15 protein-coding genes are annotated in these 22,738 nt (G+C 74.8%); 11 read left to right on the top strand and 4 right to left on the bottom strand.

Features of this window, described 5'->3' with window-relative positions:
- Positions 1-2,817, top strand: coding sequence for a TIR-like protein FxsC (locus tag ACFC0B_RS30155; RefSeq protein WP_376092747.1), 2,817 nt, complete (start codon positions 1-3; stop codon positions 2,815-2,817).
- Positions 2,818-2,926: 109 nt separating this feature from the next.
- On the opposite strand, the gene ACFC0B_RS30160 is transcribed toward ACFC0B_RS30155, so the two are convergent.
- Positions 2,927-3,433, bottom strand: coding sequence for a hypothetical protein (locus ACFC0B_RS30160; RefSeq protein WP_376092750.1), 507 nt, complete (start codon positions 3,431-3,433; stop codon positions 2,927-2,929).
- Between the two features lie 700 nt (positions 3,434-4,133).
- Here ACFC0B_RS30160 and ACFC0B_RS30165 point away from each other — a divergent pair.
- The gene (locus ACFC0B_RS30165; protein WP_376092753.1) at positions 4,134-4,487 is read left to right on the top strand and encodes a beta/gamma crystallin domain-containing protein; all 354 of its coding nucleotides are present in this window, start codon (positions 4,134-4,136) and stop codon (positions 4,485-4,487) included.
- An 86-nt stretch (positions 4,488-4,573) separates the two neighbouring features.
- Entirely contained in the window at positions 4,574-4,888 is a 315-nt protein-coding gene (locus tag ACFC0B_RS30170) for a CPCC family cysteine-rich protein (protein WP_376092756.1), read from the top strand.
- Here ACFC0B_RS30170 and ACFC0B_RS30175 read toward each other — a convergent pair.
- Positions 4,835-5,821, bottom strand: a complete 987-nt coding sequence (locus tag ACFC0B_RS30175) for an aminoglycoside phosphotransferase family protein (protein WP_376092759.1) — start codon at positions 5,819-5,821, stop codon at positions 4,835-4,837. The genes ACFC0B_RS30170 and ACFC0B_RS30175 overlap by 54 nt on opposite strands.
- A 297-nt stretch (positions 5,822-6,118) precedes the next feature.
- Between ACFC0B_RS30175 and ACFC0B_RS30180 the strand changes: the two genes are divergently transcribed.
- The 6 genes from ACFC0B_RS30180 to ACFC0B_RS30205 all read left to right on the top strand — a co-directional run bounded on the left by ACFC0B_RS30180 (position 6,119) and on the right by ACFC0B_RS30205 (position 19,505).
- The gene (locus ACFC0B_RS30180) at positions 6,119-12,223 is read left to right on the top strand and encodes an RHS repeat-associated core domain-containing protein (protein WP_376092762.1); all 6,105 of its coding nucleotides are present in this window, start codon (positions 6,119-6,121) and stop codon (positions 12,221-12,223) included.
- A 62-nt stretch (positions 12,224-12,285) separates the two neighbouring features.
- On the top strand, positions 12,286-12,705 hold the full coding sequence (locus ACFC0B_RS30185) for a hypothetical protein (RefSeq protein ID WP_376092765.1): 420 nt from the start codon (positions 12,286-12,288) through the stop codon (positions 12,703-12,705).
- A gap of 237 nt (positions 12,706-12,942) precedes the next feature.
- Positions 12,943-14,688 carry an RNA ligase family protein gene (locus ACFC0B_RS30190; RefSeq protein ID WP_376092768.1) on the top strand — a complete coding sequence of 582 codons (1,746 nt, stop codon included), beginning with the start codon at positions 12,943-12,945 and terminating at the stop codon, positions 14,686-14,688.
- Positions 14,688-17,699 carry an RNA repair domain-containing protein gene (locus tag ACFC0B_RS30195; RefSeq protein ID WP_376092771.1) on the top strand — a complete coding sequence of 1,004 codons (3,012 nt, stop codon included), beginning with the start codon at positions 14,688-14,690 and terminating at the stop codon, positions 17,697-17,699. The genes ACFC0B_RS30190 and ACFC0B_RS30195 overlap by 1 nt, the downstream gene beginning before the upstream one ends.
- 242 nt (positions 17,700-17,941) lie before the next feature.
- Positions 17,942-18,406, top strand: a complete 465-nt coding sequence (locus ACFC0B_RS30200; RefSeq protein ID WP_376092774.1) for a phage tail protein — start codon at positions 17,942-17,944, stop codon at positions 18,404-18,406.
- A 70-nt stretch (positions 18,407-18,476) separates the two neighbouring features.
- Positions 18,477-19,505, top strand: coding sequence for a homoserine dehydrogenase (locus ACFC0B_RS30205; RefSeq protein ID WP_376092777.1), 1,029 nt, complete (start codon positions 18,477-18,479; stop codon positions 19,503-19,505).
- 22 nt (positions 19,506-19,527) lie between these two features.
- Here the strand turns inward: ACFC0B_RS30205 and ACFC0B_RS30210 are convergent, their stop codons facing one another.
- Positions 19,528-20,025, bottom strand: a complete 498-nt coding sequence (locus tag ACFC0B_RS30210) for a GyrI-like domain-containing protein (protein WP_376092780.1) — start codon at positions 20,023-20,025, stop codon at positions 19,528-19,530.
- A 226-nt stretch (positions 20,026-20,251) separates the two neighbouring features.
- Between ACFC0B_RS30210 and ACFC0B_RS30215 the strand changes: the two genes are divergently transcribed.
- Positions 20,252-21,046 carry an SDR family NAD(P)-dependent oxidoreductase gene (locus ACFC0B_RS30215; RefSeq protein ID WP_376092783.1) on the top strand — a complete coding sequence of 265 codons (795 nt, stop codon included), beginning with the start codon at positions 20,252-20,254 and terminating at the stop codon, positions 21,044-21,046.
- 191 nt (positions 21,047-21,237) lie between these two features.
- On the opposite strand, the gene ACFC0B_RS30220 is transcribed toward ACFC0B_RS30215, so the two are convergent.
- A complete protein-coding gene (locus ACFC0B_RS30220) occupies positions 21,238-21,819 on the bottom strand; it encodes a hypothetical protein (RefSeq protein WP_376092786.1) in 582 nt (193 codons plus the stop codon).
- 188 nt (positions 21,820-22,007) lie between these two features.
- On the opposite strand from ACFC0B_RS30220, the gene ACFC0B_RS30225 reads away from it, so the two are divergent.
- Entirely contained in the window at positions 22,008-22,673 is a 666-nt protein-coding gene (locus ACFC0B_RS30225; RefSeq protein ID WP_376092789.1) for an HAD family hydrolase, read from the top strand.
- Positions 22,674-22,738 lie beyond the last annotated feature (65 nt).

Below are 22,738 nucleotides of genomic sequence, written 5' to 3' on the forward strand. Positions count from 1 at the left end.
GTGTACGAGGACCTCTGGAAGACGCTGACGGCGGCCTCGCCCGGGCTCGACGCGGAATCCCTGCGCGACGTCCTGTGGCTGGCCCGGCGCGTTCCCACCGGTCCGGCCGCACCCCTCGTCCGGCGACGCGACCGCCCGCAGGCCGCCGGAGGCGGACCACCGGCGCCCGGCGGGTCCGGAACCGACGAGGAGGCGCCCGCCCGCGGACCCGGGCCGCCGCTACCGTCCCTCCACGCGGGCGACCCCCACGGCGGCACCACCGGCGGGCCGGGCCCGGGAGGCGGCCAGGACCCGCGGGGAGTGACCCTGCCGGCCCCCCGGACGCTGCCGCACACCCGGGCCCTCGGCCGGGCCCTGCGCCCGCTGGGACGCCGCGCGACCGGCCGCGACCCCGTCGAGCTCGACGAGGCCGCCACGGCGGACGCCATCGCGCGGACCGGCGCCCTCCTCCCCGTCCTGCGCCCCGCTCCCGAACCCCGCTGGCGCCTGGCCTTCGTCGCGGACCACTCCGGCCGGCCCGAACTGTGGGAACGGTCCGCCGACGAGTTCTACGGGCTGCTCCGCCGCACCGGCGCCTTCCGGGAGACCCGCCGCCACCGCACGCACCACCCGGCCGCCCGGGTCCCCGGTCTGGGCCCGGCCGACGGCCGGACCGTGACCCTGCTGATGACCGACGGCCTGGGCCAGGCCTGGCGGGACGCGGCGCCGGGCCCGCTCCTCGGCCGCCCCGCCAGGAGCGGGCCGACCGCCCTGATCCACGCCCTGCCGCCCAGGCTCTGGCCGCAGACCGCGCTCGCCGCCGAACACGCCGACATCACCCCGGCGCTGGACCGCCACCTGCCACCGCCCGTGGTGGCCCTGCTCCCGGCCGCGCTCGCCGACTGGACCCGCGCCGTCACCCGCGCGCCCGGGCCTACCCCCCTGCGGCTGTGGACCGGTCCCTCCGGCCACGACCCCTCCTGGCCGGACACCCTGCACCAACTGTCGCCCGAGGCCCACCTGCTGGCCGCACACCTGGCCGCCCGGGACGACCTGACCGTCCCGGTCATGCAACTGGTCAACGGGTACGTGAACGGCACCTCCGACCTCGCCCAGATCGCCGAACTGGCCGTCACCGGCGTGCTCGTCCCCGCGTCCGGCGCCCGGCGCGGCAGCTACCTCCTGGCCCCCGACGCCCGGCGGGACCTCCTCGGCACCGTCCCGCTCTCCGAGTACCTCGCCTGCGCCCGCCACATCACCGACCGGCTGCGCTCCCTCGCCGGCCGCTCGCCGCGCTTCCCGGCCTGGCTCGCACCACCCGCGGAGGACGGCCCCGCCCCGCTCGCCTGGGCCCCCGAACCGCTGCGCCGCGCCCTCGGACTGCCGGAGCCCGGGGCGCCGGCCGCTCAGGCCGCGGCGACTGCGCCGACTGCACCGGTTTCGTCGGTGGCTTCGGCCGTGCCGGCCATGTCGGCCGCTCCGATCGCCCCGGCCGACGGTTCGGCCGCACGGGGGGCACGCCGCCCGTACTTCTTCTTCAGCTACGCGCGGCGGGACCATCTGGCCGGAGGCGCCTTCGTCGACCAGTTCTTCACCGACCTGCGGGACGAACTGGCACGGATCGCGCCGGAGGCCGGACCTGGCGAGCTGGCCTACCGCGACACCGAGCGGCTGCGGGTCGGCGACGACTGGGAGCGGCAGCTCTCCCGGATGGTCGGCGCCAGCCGCACCATGGTCGCGCTCTACTCACCCGCCTACTTCGCAAATGTCTACTGCGGCAAGGAATGGACGGCTTTCGACCTGCGGACGCGGCGCCACGAGGAGCAGACCGGCGAGAGCGTCCCGGCGCTCATCCCCGTACTGTGGGAACCGCTACCGGACGACCTGCCCGCCGAGGTGCGACAGACCCACTCCCTGCAGGACGACTTCGGCGCGGGGTACGCCACCGGCGGGCTGCGGCACCTGCTGCGGACCGACCCGCACGGCGCGGCGTACCGCTCGGTGGTGCGAAGGGTCGCCGAGCGGGTGCGGGAGGCCGCCGCCCGGCGGGTCGCCGAGCTGCGGGACCTCGATCTCGGACGGGTGGACGGCTTCTTCCCGGTGCCGGAGATGGTGGCCGCCGCCGGCCGCGGCAGCCTGGTCCGGCTCTTCGTCGCGGCCGGACGCGCCTCCGAGGACACCGGATCGGGCGGCGGCCGCTACGGCACCCACGCCTGGGACTGGGCGCCCTACCATCCGCCCGCCGTGCCGTCCTTGGTGGTGCAGGCCCAGCAGGTGCTCACTCGCGCCGGGCACTCCACCTCGGTCGAGGAGATCGCCCCCGGCCTCGGCGAGGCGCTGGACCGGGCCCGGGAGAACAACGAGGTCAGCGTCCTGCTGGTGGACCCGTGGGCGGCCGGCCGGGAGCCCTACCGGCAGGCGCTGCGCGACTTCGACCGGCAGAACCACCCGGTGACCGTCGTCCTGCTGCCCGACAGCTCCGACGACCCGCCGTCCGGTCCGGCGCGCGCCCGGCTCTGGGAGGGGGTGCGCGAGGTGTTCGCGCGCACCTGGTTGCACCGGTCCGGGCCCGAGCCGCTCTTTCGCGTCCACGTCCGGCGGGAACGCTTCGAGCGCGAGCTCCTGTCGACGGTCACCGCGGCCCAGAACAGGCTGCTGGACGGCCTGGACACCGAGCGGTCCGAAGGCCCGGGCGCCGACTTCGGGCTCAGACCCGGATGGGCCACCATGCCCGGCCTGGTGAGGCCGGCGGAGCCCTCCGTACCCGGCCGCGACCCGTCGATGCCCGCCCGGCCCGCCGCACCGGCCCGCGATCCCTCCGAGATCGACAGTCGCTGAGTTCCCGATCCGCCCGTTCCGTCCCGCGTCCGCCGTCCTGCGGAAGGGCCCGCCTCCTGCCCGCGGTCCGTCAGCGCGGCACCCGCGACCGACCGGGCCCGGCGCACGGTCAGAACGGCTGCCGCAGCCAGGAGTCGAGCGCCGCGAAGTCGCCGTCGGTCAGCCCGACCCGCGGATCGATCCGGTGGAGCAGTGCGGGTGCCGGGTGGTGGGCGGCGACCCAGGCGCGGTCGGCGCCGGTGATCTCGTCGTCGACCCAGGCGAAGGGGCGCCCGCCCGCCCAGGTCACGAGCGGGCGGGTCTTCCAGTGCACCCCGTCGTACGGATCAGGCTCCTCGTCGTCGGACGGCTCCGGCCAGTCCACGACGGTCAGCGGCGGCAGGCCGAGCAGTGGGGCGATGCACAGGTTGGCGGTGTCCATCCAGGTGGTGGCCCAGACGACTTCGCACGGCAGCGCGGCCAGCCGCGGCCCGTGGCCGGGGTCGATCCTGGACAGCAGCGGATTCCCCTCGGCACCCGCACCCGCGTACACCGGGTACGGCCCCGGCCCGCCGAACGGGATGAGCGGTCCGTCGACGTCCAGGAACAGCAGCGGCCTCCCCGTAGCTCCGGTCATCCCGGCACCCTACCGGCCGCCGGCGGGCGGCCGTCAGAGGCCGGACTTCCGGGCGCTCACCATCACGTATCCCATCTTGTCCCGGCACAGGGGGAGGATCGGGGGGGGTAGGCGGTGTCGAGCTGTCCGGCGACCTCGGGGCCGAGTTCGCGAGCGATCAGCTCACGACGTCCGGCGTGGACGTGGGGGATGAGGTCGTAGGTGGGAGCGAAGTCGGTGCTCCGGTCGAGGACGCGGTCGACGGTGAACCCCGCCCGGCGGCGCGCGACCCCTCGCCCCCGCCGCCCGGGGGATCAGAAGAGCGGCAGCCGGCGCGGCGGCCGGTCCCATGGCGGTTGCGCCGAGGACGGCGGCCACCGCACAGGCGGTGGCGGTGGAGCGGAATCGGGTGCGGTGCGGTGTGGACAAGGATCCTCCCTAACAGGCCGCCCTCCGTTCCTCGTTGGCCGCACGGGTGTCCGGAGCCAAAAGCGGGGACCGGCCCGGGGTCAACGCCCGGGCGGTGATCGGCCGTGCAATGAACGAACCATGACGCACTGTCAGTCAATTGCGGAGGGCTGTTCCACGATCGGGTGATGCTGCGATCCCGCGGTTCGCACCCGGAGTGTTGCGCCCGAACGGCGGACGGCGGTCGCTAGCTTGGGGCACCCGGTCCTCGGCCGGCCGTTCGCCGGTCCTGGTGGAAGAAGGAGAGAATCCCGTGATCTCGAAGAGCGTGCGGACCGTCTGGTCCGGGGTGGTGGCGTTCGCCGCCGCCGCCGCGTTGACCCTCGGCGTGCCGAGCGGCAGCGCCTACGCCATCGACCACATCGAGTGCGTCGGCGGCGAGGACTTCCTGAAGATCTGGTCGCACCTCGACGGCCGCGAGAGCGTCGACTGCTACGCGAACGCCGGCAGGACCGACTTCGGGTCCTGGTGGGTCGACCGGATCTACACGGGCAACAACGACCTGATCTACTACGACGTCAACGGCGACTCGGTGAAGATCGAGCGCTGGCACGACATCACCTTCCCCAACCGGCCGCCGATGGTCGCCTCCATCCAGATCCTCTGAGCGGCCGGCGGAACCCGGAGCGAGGCACCCAACCCCCGGCGCCCCGCGGCAAGTCGGTCGCGGGGTGCCGGGGGTTGGGTGCCCCGGTGGATACCAAGTGTCCGTGCACCTGCTGCGGTCACCTCGTCTTCGAGGCGGCCGACGGCTGGCCCGGCTCCTACGGCATCTGCCCGGTCTGCTCCTGGGAGGACGACCCGGAGCGGCTCCTTCGCCCGGTGGGCCGGGCCCACCCGCTGCCCGGCCTCGACGAAGCGGCCGGCGCCTCCGCCCGGGAGCCGGGCGACGCGACCCGGCGCGCGCGGACCGTGGCCGCCGGACACCTCCCCTGGATCGAGAGCCCGCAGGCGCTACGCGCGGTCTTCGCCGAGCTGACCGCCCTGCCGGAGGCCGGCGGCGGGTAGCCGATCCGGGCGGCGCCCCGGCGCCGTCGCGGTGAGGCGCCGCAGCGCGGCCTGCCCGGGCGGACCCCAGGTGGCCTTGCCGCCGGGCCGGCCGCGGACGCCCGCCTCGCCGATGAGGATGCAGCTGAGCGCGCGCCACACCGCCCAGCCGCGCGCCCGGCGTACGGTCGCCGGGTCCGGGGCGGGCCGGTACGCCGCGAGGAAGCGGTCGGCGGCGCCGTCCGGCAGCAGGATCCAGGAGGCGGCGAGGTCGAAGGCCGGATCGCCGGCGAAGAGGTCGCCGAAGTCGATGACGCCGCAGAACGTGCCGTCGGCCGTGAGGACGTTGGCCGGATGCAGGTCGCCGTGCAGCCACAGGGGCGGGCCCGCCCACGCGGGCGCGGCGACGGCGTCCTCCCAGACGGCGCGGACGGCGGCCGGATCGGGGACCAGCCCGAGCCCGGTGGCCGAGTCCAGGGCCCGGCCGACCCCGTCGGTGTGGTCGGCCAGCGGTCCCCCGCGGTCGCGCCCGTCGGGCGCCCCGTCGGGCGCGGGCCGGTGGAGCGCGGTCAGGAACGCGGCCAGCGCCTCGGCCGCCTCCGCGCCGCGCGTGGCGGGGGCGCGGTCGGCAGGTGTCCCCGGCACCCAGGTGGTGACGATCCACGGGCGCGGGAACCGCTCGGAGGGTTCGCCGATGCGCTGGGGCACGGGGACCGGCAGCGGAAGCCGGGGCGCGAGCACGGGAACCCACGCGTGCTCCTTGCGCAGCAGCGCGTCCGCCTCCGACGTCGCCCAGGGCAGCCGCACGGCGAGGTCGTCGCCGACCCGCCACAGCTGGTTGTCCCACCCCCGCGCGCCCAGCCGCACCGGACGGTCGGCCAGGTCGGGGTGCTGGTCGTGCAGCAGTTCCCGGACCAGCTCCGCCGTGACCTCGATGTCTGATCCGCCGTCCAACCCCTCGTCCCGTCATCCGTGTTCCAGGTGGTTCCTTTGCCCGAAGCAGTGGCGCACTATACCGACGACGGCGCCGGGTCCGTGAAATCCCCGGCGCCGAGGACGGGGCGGCCGTAACCCGGATCCCGGTCCCCGCAATCCTGTTGAGTGCCATTCAGTGCTTTTCGCGGCCTATCCATGATGAATGGTCATGCAATCGGGCATCGCGGCCTTTTCGCCCGTCGATTCGTCAAAAACTTCGCCTGCGGCCCTTGCTAGCCTTCGTCGGCTCATTCAGAATCTTCGAAGGGAACCGGAGTGGATCATTCCGCTGTCCGCTGGTTGGCGACCGCAGTCGCCACCGTGGCATTGATAGGCGCGCTGCCGGGAGCGGCGGCGGCCGCGAACCCGCGCGGCAAGGGACCGGACCTGCCGGTTCTGCGGGACGTCGAGCCGGTGCCGGTGAGCCCGGTGCGGTTCGGCGGCGACGAGCGGCCCGACCAGGCCGTCCCCGGGAGTCCGGCCGCCGAGGCGGTCTGGCCGGGGCCGGGGCGCATTTCCGCGCATGTGCACGGTGACGGCGTCAACTCGCGGAAAAGCAGGGCGAATGCGCTGCGGAAGCAGTCGGACGGCGCGGAATCCGGCGGGCTGGACGTCACGGTCGCCGGCCGGGAGAAGGCCCGGGCGGCGGGGATCGACGGTGTTCTGTTCTCGGTCGCCGAGCCGGGGACCGGGGACGCGGTCACGGTCGATGTCTCCCTCGACTACTCGTCCTTCGCCAAGGCCTTCGGCGGCGACTGGGCGTCCCGCCTCACCCTGGTGCGGCTTCCCGGCTGCGCGCTGACCACCCCGGAGAACGCCGAGTGCCGGACGCCGGAACCGCTGGCCTCGGCCAACGAGCCGGGCCGGGGCACCGTTTCGGCCGAGGTCGAGGTACCGGCCCGCCCGGCCGCGGTGGCGAAGAACGCGCTCGCCGCGCCGATGGTGCTGGCGGCCACCGCCGGCGCGTCGGGCCCCTCCGGTGACTACCGGGCGACCTCGCTCGCGCCCTCCGGCTCGTGGTCCGGCGGCGGCTCCACCGGCGCCTTCACCTGGTCCTACCCGATGAACGTGCCCTCGGTGCCCGGAGGGCTCCAGCCCTCGATCGCCCTGGGCTACAACTCCCAGTCGGTGGACGGCCGCACCTCGGCCTCCAACAACCAGGGCGGCTGGCTGGGCGACGGCTGGTCCTACGAGCCGGGCTTCATCGAGCGCCGCTACAAGGCCTGCGACGAGGACCGGTCCGGCGGCACCAACACCGCCAAGGTCGGCGACCTGTGCTGGTACACCGACAACGCGGTGCTCTCCCTCGGCGGCAAGAACACCGAACTCGTCTACCAGGCCGGCAAGGGCTGGCACCCGGCGAACGACTCCGGCGAGAAGGTCGAGAAGCTGACCGGAGCCGCCAACGGCGACAACGACGGCGAGCACTGGAAGGTCACCGCCACCGACGGCACCCAGTACTTCTTCGGCCTGAACCGGCTGCCCGGGTACACCGCCGGCGCGGCCGAGACGAAGTCGGCGTGGACGGTGCCGGTGTTCGGCAACCAGTCCGGCGAGCCCTGCTACAACGCCTCCTTCGCGGGCGCCTGGTGCCAGCAGGCCTGGCGCTGGCAGCTGGACTACGTGGTCGACCCGCGCGGCAACGCGATGGCCTACTACTGGAACACCGAGTCCAACAACTACGCCCGCAACTGGAGTTCGACCACCGGCAAGGGCACCGCGACGCCGTACGTGCGCGGCGGCTGGCTGGACCGGGTCGAGTACGGCCTGCGCTCCGACACCGTCTACAGCGCCAAGCCGATGGGCGTGGTCAAGTTCGACGTCGACGAGCGCTGCCTGGCGAACTGCGGCACCTTCGACGAGGCCAACGCCAGGAACTGGCCCGACGTCCCGTTCGACCTGTACTGCGCCGACGGCGCGGACTGCAAGTCCAACGCCTCGCCGACCTTCTGGTCCCGCAAGCGGCTGACCGCCGTCACCACCCGGCTGCTCACCGGCGGCGCCCACCAGGACGTCGACTCCTGGAGCCTCGCCCAGGGCTTCCCGCCCGCGGGCGACGGCGTTTCCACGCCGATGTGGCTGTCCTCGCTGACCCGCTCCGGGCGGACCAACGGCTCGCTGGCCCTGCCCCCGGTCACCTTCGCGGGCGAGCAGCTGGCCAACCGGGTCGACAGGACCGGTGACGGCCTCGCGCCCTTCGTCCGGCTGCGCCTGTCCCAGGTCACCACCGAGACCGGCGGCACCATCGGCGCCTACTACTCCGCCCCCGGCTGCACGGTGACGAGCCTGCCGGCCGCGAACGCCTCCAACACCACCCGCTGCTACCCGGTCAAGCGCCGCGAGGGCGACACCGTCAAGGACGACTGGTTCAACAGCTACGTCGTCGAGAAGGTCGTCGAGGGCGACAACCTCGCCGCGACCCCGGACACCGTCACCGAGTACGCCTACCTCGACGGCGCCGCCTGGGCGAAGAACGAGGACGAGTTCACCAGCGCCGACCTGCGCACCTACTCGGTGGGCCGGGGCTACGGGCGGGTCCAGACCCGCACCGGCGCCGGCTACGACGCCCGCACGCTGACCGAGACCCGCTTCCTCCGGGGCATCGACGGCGCCCAGGTCAGCGACTCCGCCGGCGCCGCGGTCACCGACCGGCCCGAGTTCGCCGGCCAGATCCGCGAGAGGGCCGTCTACAACGGTGACGGCGGCGCCCTGGTGTCGGCGACCTCCTACACCCCGTGGCGTTCCGCCGAGGCCACCGCGAGCCGGACCCGGGACGGACTGCCCGCGCTCAGCGCCTACTTCACCGGCGTCGAGCAGGAGCGGACCAGGAGCACCACCGGCGGCGGCGAGCGCCGCACCTCGCTCAGCCGCACCTTCGACGGCCACGGCATGGTCAGCACCGTCTCCGAGCAGGGCGACGAGGCCGTCGGCGGCGACGAGCGGTGCACCACCACCTCCTACGCGCGCAACACCGCGACCGGCCTGCTGAACCTCCCCTCCAGGGTGGAGGTGACCGGCGCCGCCTGCGGCCTTCCCGTCAACCGCCCGGCGGACGTCGTCTCCGACACGGTCCAGCTGTACGACGACACCACCGCCGTCGGCGCCGCGCCCACCAAGGGCCTGCTGACCGAGACCCGGGCGGTCAACGGGGCGGGCACCGGCTACGACACCCTCTCCCGCACCGGCTACGACGCCTACGGCCGCCCGCTGACGGCCACCGACGCGTACGGGAAGACCGCGACCACCCGGTTCACCCCCGCCGCCGGCGAACCGGCCACCGGCGTGGTGGTGACCAACGCGCTGGGCCACGCCACCACCACGGCGTACGACCCGCTGCGCGGGCAGGCGCTGACCATCACCGACGCCAACAACAAGGTCACCAGCTCCCGCTACGACGCGCTCGGCCGGGTCACCGGGATCTGGCTGCCCACCCGCCTGATCGGCACCTACCCGGACTCGCCGAACCACCGGTTCGAGTACCAGGTGCGCAACGACGGCCCCGTCGTGGTGACCAGCAGCACCCTGCAGCACGACTCCACCTACGAGACCGGCTACTCCTTCTACGACGGCCTGCTGCGCGCCCGCCAGACCCAGCGCACCTCGCCGGACCGCTCCGGACGGCTCGTCACCGAGCAGTCCTACGACACCCGCGGCCTGGCCTGGCGCGACTCCGGCAGCTACTACGCGGACGGCGCCGCCGAGGGCGTCCTGGTGACCGGCCAGGAGCTGAAGTACCCCGCCTCCACCGACACCCTCTACGACGGCGCGGCCCGGCCGACCGCCGTCGTCGCCAAGAGGTTCGGCGACGAGACCAGGCGGACCACGACCACCTACCACGGCGATGCCGTCACCGTCGTCCCGCCCAAGGGCGGCACGTCCAAGACCACCTGGTCCGACGTGCGCGGCAACGTCGTGGAGATGAAGGAGTACACCGACGAGGCCCGGACCGCCGGGCAGTCGGTCACCTACCAGTACGACAAGCGCGGCAAGGTCGTGCGGATGAACGACCCGGCCGGCAACGAGTGGCGCTACGCCTACGACGTGCGCGGACAGCTCGTCAGGGCCGAGGACCCGGACAAGGGCACCTCCGAGCTGACCGTCGACATCGGCGGGCGGGTCACCGACGTCAAGGACGCCCGCGGCGTGGTGCTGCACACCGACTACGACGCGCTCGGCCGCACCACCGCCCTCAAGCAGGGCGCCACCACCCTCGCCGCGTGGACGTACGACACCGTGGCCAAGGGGCAGCCCGCCACCAGCACCCGCTACGCCGGCGGCGCCGCGTACACCACCGCCGTCACCGCCTACAACAGCCTCTACAAGCCGACCGCCACCCAGGTGACGATCCCGGTCGAGGAGGGCGCGCTCGCGGGCACCTACAAGTGGACCACCGCGTACAACGCGAACACCGGCCAGGTGGCGTGGCAGCAGCAGCCGGCCCTCGGCGGGCTCCCGGCGGAGCGGGTCACCACCGCCTACACCCCGACCACCGGGCTGCCCGCCACCAGCTACGCCGGCAGCGACCCGATCGTCTCGGCCAGCACCTACGACCACTACGGCCGGACGCTGCGTGACGAGTACGGCGCGTTCGGCTCGCACCTGTGGGCCTCCTACGAGTACGACGAGCACACCGGAAGCCTGCTGCGCGCTGTGACCGACCGGGAGACCGCGCCGCAGCGCATCGACGACAACCGGTACACCTACGACGCCGTCGGCAACGTGACCAGCACCTCCACCAGGTCCGGTCAGGACGCCGCCGCCGTCACCGACACCCAATGCGTGGTCACCGACGCGCTGCGCCGGATCACCGAGGCCTGGACGGCCGCCTCCGGCACCTGCGCGCCGGCCCCGTCGGCGAGCGCGGTCGGCGGCCCCGACGCCTACTGGACCAGCTTCGGCTACGACGGCGTCGGCAACCGCCGCAGCGAGGTCCGGCACGGCCTCGGCGGCGCCGCGGACACCGTGCGCGGCTACACGCCGGTTCCGGGCCGGCCCAACGCGCTCGCCGAGGTCAGCCAGACCGGCCCGGCCGGCACCCTGAAGGAGACGTACGCCTACGACGCGACCGGCAACACCACCCGCCGCACCGTCGGCAGCGCCCCGGCGCAGACGCTGGAGTGGGACCCGCAGGGCCGCCTGGCCAAGCTGACCGGCACCGGGACGGACAACGCCTACGTCTACGACGCCGACGGCAACCGCCTGATCCGCAAGGACTCCACGGGCACCACGGTGTACCTGCCGGGCGGCAACGAGCTGAAGCTCGCGCGCGGCGGCTCCACGCCGGTCGGCACCCGCTACTACGCGTACAACGGCAGGACCGCCGCCGTGCGCAGCGCGGGCCGGCTGTCCTTCGTCCTCGCGGACCCGCACGGCACCGCGACCGTCCACGTCGACGCGGCCACCCAGGCCGTCACCCGGCGCAAGACCACCCTGTTCGGCGCCGAGCGCGGCACCGCCCCCGGCACCGGCTGGGTCGGCGACCGCGGCTTCCTGGGCGGCACCCGCGACGGCGACTCCGGCCTGACCCACCTCGGCGCGCGCGAGTACGACCCCAACACGGGCCGGTTCATCAGCGTCGACCCGAAGATGGACGCCACGGCCTCCCAGGAGATGGGCGCCTACACCTACGCCAACAACAACCCCCTGGCCACCAGCGACCCCTCCGGCGAGGCGCTGCCCGAGTGCTACTCGGGCCAGTACACCTGCGACAACAGGGGCACCCGCCCGACCGGGTACGGCTCGAACTACCTCAGCGTCACCTTCCGGGAGGGCGGCACCCCGGCGCCCGCGTACTGCGTCATGGTGGACTGCAGCCCGCCCCCGCCGGTCAGCAACAAGAACGGCAACCTTGACACGAAGGAGCGCAAGGCCCGCGCCGACTACCTGTCCCGCATCGAGTCCAGGTCCGACAAGTACTACCGGAAGACCATGACCCGGGAGCAGATGGACAAGGAGAACCGCTCGTTCGCGGTCCAGTTCAACTCCGCCGAGCGGGAGACCTGCGACCGCGACCTGCTCGACTGCGTCACCTACATGAAGGAGGCCGTGGTCTCGATGACCAACACCAAGCTGTGGCTGGGGACCAACGACGGGGAGAAGGCGAACGCCTTCCGCCATGTGCTGTGGCAGGCCAATCTGACCCTGAAGCTCGGTCAGACCAAGGCCCAGGCGTTCGGCGAGGCACACGAGATGTACTACGCGGACAAGGAGGAGGCCGACCACCGGGCGGACCTGCTCAACAACGAGTTCGGCCAGGAACTCGGCAAGCGCGTCGCCCGGGAGTCCAACGGGAACATCTCCAAGGCCCAGGACATGATCATCGCGGCCGCGAAGGAGTACGTGAACTCGGACCACTTCGCCCGGGCCAGTGACATGGAGTGACACCGGGCTCCGGTGACCCGGAGCGGCCCCGTCCACCCCCGAAACCGAGGAGTCCTCCGCCCATGTCGTCCGCCACCGCCCGCCCGAACCGCCCGCTCACCGGCGACGCGTGGAAGCGGCTCTGGCACCGTGTCCTCGGTGTCGGCCTGGTCCTGGGCGCCTGCTGGGGCACCCTCGTCGCCTGTCTGGGCTACACCGTGGGCCTCGCGCCGTTCGGCGCGGTGGCCGGCGCGGTGCTCTTCTCGATCCCGGCGGTGAGCGCCAACGCCGTGCTGGGCCTGGTCCCGGCCCGGGTCGCCCTCAGCGGCTGGACCGCGCCGCTGATCGCCGTCCCGGTCGCCGTCGGCGGCCAGGTCCTCGCCGCGGACTTCCTGCCGGGACCGTCCCTGCTGCTGAGCCCCGTCCCCGGCACCGTGATGGCGGTCACCGACTGCCTCCTCGCGGCCGGCCTGCTCTGGGCCGTCCGCGCCGCACGCGGCTGAGCGGGGCCCGGACCGGCCACCCGCCGCAGCGGGGCCCGCACTCCGTCCGGCGCGGTCCCGGCGCGGTCCCGTCGGGGGAGTGCGGCCGATTGTGCACGCCCTGCCCGCGCGGCGCACGCCGGTCCCCGGGCCTGACGCCGCCTCCGGTAGCGCGGGAGGCACCCGAAAAATCGGTGGCCGATGCCTCCGAGCCCTCCTACGGTGTGCGCTGACCACGGATCTTCCCGGGAGGCGGCCATGCGCGTGCACTACCCTCGGACGCCGCACCTGCCCTGGTCACCGGGGGCGGCGGCGGACGACGTGCGGGCCGGGAGCCTCGCCGGGCTGGCCGGAGCGGAGGTGGTCGTCACCGAGAAGCTCGACGGCGAGAACACCACCCTCTACCGGGACGGCCTGCACGCGCGGTCGCCGGACTCGGCGCACCACCCCTCGCGGACCTGGGTCAAGGGCCTGCAAGGACGCATCGGCGGGCGGATCCCGGACGGGTGGCGCGTCTGCGGGGAGAACCTGTTCGCCCGGCACTCCATCCCGTACACCGACCTGGCGAGCTGGTTCTACGGGTTCTCGGTCTGGACCGACCGGGACCACTGCCTGGACTGGGACGACACCGTCCGCTTCCTGCGCCGCCTCGGCATCCCGGCGCCGCGGGAGCTGTGGCGCGGCCGCTACGACGAACGGGCGCTGCGCGCCCTCCGCCCGGACGTCGACCGCCAGGAGGGGTACGTCGTCCGGACCGTCCGCGGCTTCGCCCGGGAGGACTTCGGGCAGCGGGTCGCCAAGTGGGTGCGCCCCCGGCACGTGCGGACGGACACCCACTGGATGCACGCCGCCGTGGTCGAGAACGGCCTCGGGCCGGACGCCGCCCTGTGGGCCGTGCGCTCCGGCGCCCCGCCCGACCAGGCCGCCCTGGCCGCCATCCTCACCGCTGCCCTCGGCGACCTCCCGGGCCTTCCCGAACTCCTCCGCCCGCCCGAGGAGCTGGCCGAGATGTCCGACCGGCTCGACGCGCTCGGCCGCACCGGCGACGCCCGGCTCGCGGGCGTGCTCGCCACCGCGCTGCGCACCGCCCGCCGGGAGGAGCTGGCACCCGCGCTGGCCGGCCGGCTCGGACTGCCGCTGGCCCGCCGGATCGCCGACCTGGTCGGCCTCCACCCGAGCCTGCGGCAGCCCCACCCCGACGAGGACCGCCGCGCCGGGCTGGTCCGGCTCACGGCCGCCGCCGACCTCGGGGTGCTGCACGCCCTCGCCGCGGTGGCCGCCCAGAGCCCGCCGGAACACGACCAGGTCGCCTGGTCGGCGCTGCACGCCGAGGACGCCGGCCTGCTGGCCGAGGCGCCGCTCGACTGGCTGCGCACCGGCCTGCGCGCGGAGTGGGCCGAGCTCGACCGCGACGCCGCCGACCGCTGCTGGGCACAGGCCCGCGAGGCGTACGCGCTCGGGCGGATCTCCACCGTCGAGGAGGCGGTCGCGGCCGCCTGGCGGCCGCGCGAGGGCCGCTTCCCCCGGCTGCTCCACCTGACCGGCCCGGCCGGCAGCGGCAAGACCTCCTTCGCCGATGCCCTCACCGGCGTCGACGCCCGGATCTCGCTGGACGACCTGCGTGCCGCCCGCGGCTCGCGCGCCGACCAGCGGGCGAACGCCGAGGTACTGCGCGCGGGCCTGGACCAGCTGGAGACCGCCCTGACCGGCACCGCCACCGTGGTCTGGGACGCCACCTCGCTCAACCGCCACCAGCGCTCCCACGTCCAGGACGTCGCCCGCCGCCGGGACGCCCTGCTCACCCAGGTGGTGCTGGTCGTCGACGGGGCGGAGCTGCTGCGCCGCAACGCCGTCCGGCCGCACCCGGTGCCGCCGGAGGTGCTCACCGCACAGCTGCACCGGTACAGCCCGCCCTACCCCGGCCAGGCCCACCGCACCTGGTACGTCGGTGCGGGCGGCACCGTGGAGTCCACGGCGGGCACTCTCGACGGCGAGGAGGACTGATGCGCCCCATCGAACAGGTCTGCCAGTGGATCCGCTGGGACGCCCGCTTCGACCCGGCCCGGTTCACCCTGGGCGTCCGGCAGCGCGACGACCGCACCAAGCGCGTTCCGCTGGAGGCCTTCACCGCCGCGGGCGACATCCCCTGGCACCGGGTGCGCTTCGTCGAGGCCGACGGCCAGGTGGTGTGGGACCGCGCCTCGGGCACGGACCTGCTGGACACCGGCGGGGCCGGACGGCGCACCGAACCGCGCCGCCTGCCCGCGCCCTTCTTCACCGCCGGGACGGCGTACGCCTGGCGCCCGGACAGCGGCTGGCAGCCGCGGCCGAGCGGGCCGGTCAGCAGACCGGACAGCCGGCCGGTCAACAGCCCGGTCACCGCCGCCGCGCCGGCCGCGCGGCTGCGGGTGGTCACCTGGAACACCCTGTGGGACCGCTACGACGCCGACCGGATCCACACCGCCCGGCGGCGGCCGCTGCTGCTCGCCGCGCTGGAGGCGGCCGGCGCCGACGTGATCGCCCTGCAGGAGGTCGAACCCGCCCTGGTCGCCGCGCTGCTGGCGGCGCCCTGGGTCCGCGACGCCTACACCCTGGGCACCGACCCGTCCGGGCCCGACATCGACGACTACGGGCTGCTCCTGCTCAGCCGGCTGCCGGTGCTGGAGGCCGGACGGCACGTCCTGGGGCCGCACAAGGCCGTCGCCGCCCTCGTCGTCGACACCGGCACCGGCCCGCTGGCGGTCGCCGCCGTCCACCTGAGCAGCGACCACTCCCCGGACGGCCCGGCCCGCCGGCAGGCCGAACTCACCCGGCTCGCCGGGGGACTGGCCGGCGTCGAGGGCGAACTGCTGGTCCTCGGCGACTTCAACGACGGCCGCGCTGGCGGTGACAGCAGCGGTGGCGGTGACGGCGGCCGCCCGGGCCCGGCCGCCGCCCTCGGCGTGCGGGACGCCTGGACGCAGGTGCACGGGCCGGGCGACGACACCCCGACCTTCGACCCGGCCGCCAACCCGCTCGCCGCCGTCTCCTCGCTGACCGGCCGGGCCGGCCGGCTCGACCGCGTCCTGCTCCGGACCGGCCGCGCCCACCCCACCGCGGCCGTGCTGCTGGGCGACCGCCCGACGGCCGACGGGCTGCACCCCTCCGACCACTACGGCCTGGCCGTGGACCTCGCCCTCGGCGAGGACACGCCCGGCGACGACGGGGCGGCCGGACTCCTGGACGCCGCACCCACCGCCCGCACCGCCGTCGCCTGGCTGCCCCCCGAGGAGCTGTGGCCGCCGATCCAGCGCCTGCGCGCCGCCCACGACCCGCAGCTGGACCGCTGGCCGCCGCACGTCAACCTGCTGTTCGGCTTCGTTCCGGAGTCGGACTTCGACCGGGCCCTGCCCCTGCTGGGCGCGGCCGCCGCCGAAGTGGCGCCCTTCGTCGCGCGACTGGACGGCGTGCACACCTTCGGGCACCGCGAGGACGCCACCCTCTGGCTCGACCCGGCCGCCGCCTCGCCCGCCCCCTGGGCGGCCCTGCGGCACGCCCTGGAACGGCGCTTCCCCCGCTGCCGGGGCCGGGCGGAGGGCTACACCCCCCATCTGACCCTCGGCCGCAGCGCCGACCCGCGACGGGCCGCCGCCGACTGCGCGGCCCGGCTCGACGCGGCCACGGTCCGGGTGGGCGAGCTGGTCGTGCTGTCCCGCCGCGGCGACGAGCCGATGCGCCCGCGCGCCGTGGTGGCGCTGGGCACCGGCGAGGTCCGGCTCCTGCCCGAGGTCCCGGACTTCCCACGGCAGTCCGAGCAGCGCCAGTCCGATCCGCCGCAGCTCGATCCGCCGCAGCTCGATCTGCCGCAGCCCGATCCGTCGCAGCCCGATCCGTCGCGGCCCGATCCGCTGGGGCCCGATCCGCTGGGGCCCGAGCCGCTCCGGCTCCGCTCCGCCGCCCGCACGGCGACCGGGCTGATCGCCGCCGCGCTGCCCGAGGGGGTGGTCCACACCGTCGGCTCGCGCCGGCTCGGCTGCGCGCTGGCGGGCGCCGACCTGGACCTGGTGGCCATCCTGCCGGGCCGGGCCGAGCTCGCCGGGATCCGCGCCCGGCTGGCGGCGCGGCTGCCGCACGCCCGGCAGCTGCGCGAGGTGCGCGGAGCCCGGGTGCCGGGGCTGCGGTTCACGGTGGACGGCCTGGAGGTCGACCTCGCGGTGGTCCCCTCGGGCGCCGTCGTCCCGGCCGAAGCCGTGGCCCGCCGCGCGGAGTTGGGCGAGGCCGCGGCCGTCGCGCTGAGCGCCGTCACCGACGCGCGGGCGATCCTGTCGGCGGTCGGGGACCGGCACGACCGCTTCGTCCGCCTCGCCCGGCAGGTCAAGGCCTGGGCCCGGGCCCGCGGTCTGGACTCCGCCCCCTTCGGCCAGCTCCCCTCGCTCGCCTGGACGGTGCTCGCCGCCCGGACCGTGCTCCGGACGGATGCCCACGACGGCGACCTCTTCCGGTGCTTCGCCGGCACCTGGGCCGGCTGGGACTGGCGCGAACCGATCAGCCTGCACGGCGACCGGACGGACCGTCACCCCGGTCCGGTCACCGTCCTCACCCCGTCCGCACCCGTGCGCAGCTGCACCACCCAACTCGGCCCCGACGCGCGGGACCTGCTCAGCGAGGAGCTCTACCGGGCCTGGGAGCTCACCACCGAGCACGCCGACCCCTGGCCCCGTCTGCTCGCGCCGCCCCCGCTGCACCGCCGGCACGCCGCCTGGGCGGTGGTGACCACGGGCCCCGAGTCCCTCGGGATCGTCCGCGGCCGCCTCCGCGCCCTGCTCACCGCCCTGGAGGAGGACGGCACCACCGGCCTCCACGCCTGGCCGCGCCCCTACCGGACCGACGACGGCCGCACCGCGCTCGCCATAGGCCTCGGCCCCACCCCGCCGGACGCCGGCCGGCTCGCCGCCCTCGCCACCCCCTGGTCCCGCGGCCTCCCCGGCGTCCACGTCACCCACACCGACGGCGGCGTGGTCCCGACCCTGCGGTAGGCCCCCGCCTCAGGCCCCCCCGGACGCGCCGGTCGAACCGTTCCCTGGCCGGGACGCTTCGGATTGGTACGATCGACGCCCCGTCGCCGCACGTCACGCCGTCCCGTCGAGCTGCTCCACACCGCTCCGGGGGGCGTGGCCGAGGGCCTTCGCGTTCGGCCCCGACCGGCGGCTGCTCGTCCGTCTGCTCGTCCGCCCACGCCCTGTCCACGCCCCGTCCACGCCCTGAGAAGGAAACGGCCATGACCTACATCGTGGATTTCACCACCGTCTCGACCGTCGGCCTGGAGTCGTCGCCCGTCGCCGACGCGCTCGCCGGGCTGCGGGCGAACGAGGCCCGGTACTTCAAGAACAAGTACGACCACGTGTTCACGGTGGAGGCCGCGGAGGACGCCCCGGACGCCGTCGACTGGGTGCACCGGATCCTCAGGGAGGAACGCGAGATCGCCATCGCGTCCAAGCCGCTGGAGGCCACGGCCTTCCAGGTCGAGAACATCCGCATGGCCTTCGTGTTCTACGAGAGCGGCCTGGCGGTCAACGTGATGTACACCGTCGACGACGCCAGGAAGCGGGCGGTCGGGTTCAAGCTCGCGGAAGGGATGGAGGTCCCGGAGGAGCTCGCCCCGCGGTTCAAGTTCGCACGACAGAAGTCGAAGCTCGCCGGTACCATTCGCGGATCGTTCTTCGTGATCAAGGGCGAGTACTGAGCCGACGTGCGTCGGTCCCGCTCCGCGGCGGTCCCCAGGACCGTCCACCCGTGGAAGGAGGCACACCGCCATGACGGCCGCCAGTGTGCCGGGTTCGCCGGACGACGTCGCGGTGGTGCTGTCGGGCTACGGTCCGGTCGGCCGTGCCTACGCCGAACTGCTGCGGACCCGGGGCGCGGAACTCGCCCACCGGTACGGCGTCCGGCTGCGGCTCGGCGCCGTCCGCACCGGCTCCGCGCACTGCCTCCCGCTCCCGGACGGCCGGGTGCCGCCGCGCCCGGCCTGGGGTCCGCCGGTGGCGCTGGAGCGGAGCCTCGACCGGGCTGGCGCGCGCGTGCTGGTGCAGGCGCTGCCCTCCTCGCCGGCGGTGCGGGGGCAGGCCGCCGAGGAGGCCGTGGCGGCACTGCGCCGCGGGGTGCACGTGGTCACGGCGGCCAAGGGCCACCTGCTCACCCACTGGAGTGAACTCGGCGACGCCGCACAGGCCGGCCGCGGGCTGATCAGGATCTCCGGGGCCACCGGCGCCGCGCTGCCGGCGGCCGACCTGGCCCGGGCGGGCGTCCGCGGCCTCGGGTGCGCCTCCGTGCGGGCGTGTCCCAACGGGACCGCCACCTTCGTCCTCGACCGGCTGGCGGCGGGGGAGTCCCTGGCGGAGGCGGTCGGCGAGGCGCAGCGGCGCGGCATCGCCGAGGCTGATCCCTCGGCCGACCTCTCCGGCGAGGACGCGGCGACGAAGGTACGGCTGCTGGCGGCCCTGCTGTGGGGGTGGGAGCCGTCGGCCGTGCGGGTGCGGACGGAGCCGGTGGACGAGCGCACCGCGTCGGCGGCCCGGGCCGCGGCGGCGCGGGGGAACCGGCTGCGGGCGGTGGCGGGCGCGAACGCCGGTGAGCCCCTGGTGGTGTCCGTGAGGCTGGAGGAGACCGTTCCGGGCGATCCGCTCCACGCCCTGGCCGGGCCGGAGAAGGCCGTCGTCTACGGCTGTCCCGAGGCGGGGGACATCACCGTGAGCGGGGGCCGTTCGAGCCCGGTCGGCGCGGCCCTCGCGATGCTCAAGGACACCCTCGACGTGACGACGGCCGGCCGCTTCGGCTTCGGCTGAGGTCGGCGCGGCCGGTCCCGGGCTACCGGACGGGGACGCAGATCTCGCACAGGTGCCGGGCGAGCAGGCCGGGTCGGTAGCGTTCGACCACGGGGCGGGTGGTGTCGAACACGAGTCCCTGGGCGGCGAGCCGGCCGAACAGGCCGGCCCAGGCCTGCGCGAGGCCCTCGGGGGTGTGGGCGACGGTGAGGACGGCGTGTCGCCCGCCGGCGAGGCGGTCGACCCGGACCTCGGTGCCCGCGGCCTCGTTGCCACCGGCGTCACCGGCGTCACCGGCGTCATCCGTGCCATCGGTGTCGCCGGACAGGACGAGGCAGGTGTCGTAGCGGCAGGCGTGGGGCGGGGTGCGGTCGGGGTCGTCGCGGGCGATGCCCAGGACGGCGGAGTCGGCGCGCAGCAGGTCGTGCGCGGCGGCCCAGGACTTCAGCTTCTCCATCTGCAGGCCGTTCGCCTCGCCGTAGGGCCCGGTGCGGCGCAGAAAGGCGATGCGGGATTCCGGCAAGAATTCCAGCGTGAACATTCCCTCGTCCTTTGTTCGAGTGGTTCCGGGGATGACCGTAGCAACGTATAAAACGCATGTGGCGGGCTTTTGTATAACGGCCCCGGAATTCCGCGAACCGCGGGAACGGCCGCGGCGCACGGAGCAACCCGGCGCCGCCCGCGCTGCGCCGGGGGCGGATCGGCGGCATCGTGGTCGGCGGGTCCGTCACCTTCCACTTCCACGGCCTCGACGAGGGGAAGCCGCCATGCGCATCGATCTCTCCGGCCGGACCGCTCTGGTCACCGGCTCCACCCAGGGCATCGGCCACGCGATCGCCGTCGGCCTGGCCCGCGCGGGGGCCCGCGTCGCCGTCAACGGCCGCGACGAGGAGCGCGTCGCCCGGGCGGTGCGCTCCGTCGCCGCCGAGTCCGGCAGCGATCTCGTCATCGGCGCGGTGGGGGACCTCGCGACGGAGCAGGGCGCCGCCGCCGTGCTGGAGGCCGTGCCCGCGCTCGACGTCCTCGTCAACAACCTCGGGATCTTCGGCTCCGCCGCCCCGTTGGAGATCGACGACGCCGAGTGGCGGCGCTACTTCGAGGTCAACGTCCTGTCCGCGGTCCGCCTCATCCGCGGCTACCTGCCCGGGATGAAGGAGCGGGGCTGGGGGCGCGTCCTGAACCTCGCCAGTGACTCGGCCGTGGTCATCCCGGCCGAGATGATCCACTACGGCATGACGAAGACGGCGCTGCTCGCGGTCGGCCGAGGGTTCGCCAAGGACGCGGCCGGCACCGGCGTCACCGTCAACTCCGTCATCGCCGGTCCGACCCGCACCGGTGGCGTCGAGGGGCTCGTGCGCGAACTCGTCGGCGACGAACTGCCCTGGGACGAGGCACAGCACACATTCATGGTCGAGTACCGCCCGCAGTCCCTGCTGCAGCGCCTCATCGAGCCCGAGGAGATCGCCAACCTGGTCGTCTACCTCGCCTCGCCGCTCGCCTCGGCGACCACCGGCGGCGCCGTGCGCGTGGACGGCGGCTACGTCGACTCCATCCTGCCCTGAACCGGCCGCGTGCTCCCGCTCGTGTCCGCCCGCCGATCGGTCCCCGGTCCCCGCTTCGAGGGGCGGCGGCGAGCCCACCGCCCGGTTCCTCCTCACCGACCCGCACGGCCCTGGCAGCGGCAGCGGCCTCCGGGCCTGCCGTGCGTCCGGGCCGACCCCGGAGCGGGGCCGGCCCGGACGGGAGACGCCGCTCAGCCGATGCGGAACTGGTCGGTGGTGCCGAACGCTTCGGTGGAGTCCTGGTTGCAGCCGGTGCCGATCGGGTCGAACAGGGTGCTGCGGGTGACCGCCTTGCCGAGGCCGCTGCCGGCGGTGACGGTGCCCTTGCTGTTCATCCGGTAGCGGATCACGTTGCCGCCGGCCTCGTGGGTCATGGTGACCCGGTCGAACGTCACGGTGGTGGTGTCGCCGGTGTCCCAGGTGTAGGTGACGGTCTCGGTGCTGAACACCGGGAACGGTTCCGCACAGGTGGCGATCCAGGTGGCCGGTGTGTTCTGGTTCAGGGTGCTGCTCGCGCTGCCCGAACAGCCGCGGTAGCTGGTGCGGTGGGTCGCCGAGACGCTGCGGCCGAGGGTCGACGGAGCCGGCCGGAACAGCCAGCTCTCGGTCTGCTGCACGCCGCCGAGGGTGGTGAGGCAGGTGACGGTGAAGTCCAAGGCCTGGGCGGCGGTCCCGGCCGTCGGTCGGTGGGTGTCGGCCGCCGTGGAGGCGGTCGGCAGAAGGGCGGTGGCCGTTGCGGCCAGGGCCGCGAGTGCGGTGCTGATCCGGCGCATCTGGCTGTGCTCCGTTCGTGAGGTTTCCCGCTGCCCTCTGCATCGGATCCGTATGCGACCCATCTGAGAACTTTCCTCCGATCGGGTGACGTGACCCGCTGCTCGTCCTGGGGATCCACCGCTGGTACCCCGAGCCCACCCCCACCTGAGCCGGCCCACCGAATCCCGACACCGAGGGACGAACCGCGATGACCGAACTCCACCACCTCCACGCCAAGGCCGCGCTGTTCGACCTCGACGGCACGCTGGTGGCCACCGAACACCGCAGCCGCGCCGCCTGGAAGCGCCTGTTCGCCGCGCACCACGTGCCCTGCGACGACGCGGTCCTGGCGACGTTCGCCGGACGGCGCGGCCAGGAAGTCCTCGCCGAGCACGTCCACCGCTTCCCGGGCAGCACCGTCGACGAACTCTTCGACGAGGCCTGCGGCTACCTCGCCGCCCCCGACAGCCCGCCGTCGACCGCCGTCCCGGGCGCCGCCGAGTTCCTCGCCGACCTGCACGGCCGCGGCGTACCGCTCGCCGTCGTCACCTCCGGCCGGCGCGTCCACGCGACCGGGATGCTCGACCGCGTCGGCGGCGCAGGCCTGTTCCGGGCCGTCATCACCGCCGAGGACGTCAGCGTCGGCAAGCCCGATCCCCAGGGCTACCTCGCCGCCTGCCGAGCCCTCGGCATCGACCCCGCCGACGGCCTCGCCTTCGAGGACGCCCCGGCCGGCGTGCTCGCCGCCAAGAGCGCGGGACTGCGCTGCGTGGCCCTCACGACCTCCCACGGCCCGGGCGACCTCGCCGGCGCCGACCTGGTCGTGCCCGACCTCACCGCACTGCGCTGGAGCCCGCCCACCGGGGCGACCTGACACCGCCCCGGGCCGCCGCGCCCCGGCCCCGGCCCGTCGGCACCCCCCTTCGTGGCGCGGCGCGG

This window comes from Kitasatospora sp. NPDC056184 (assembly GCF_042268405.1).
Lineage (GTDB): Bacteria > Actinomycetota > Actinomycetes > Streptomycetales > Streptomycetaceae > Kitasatospora.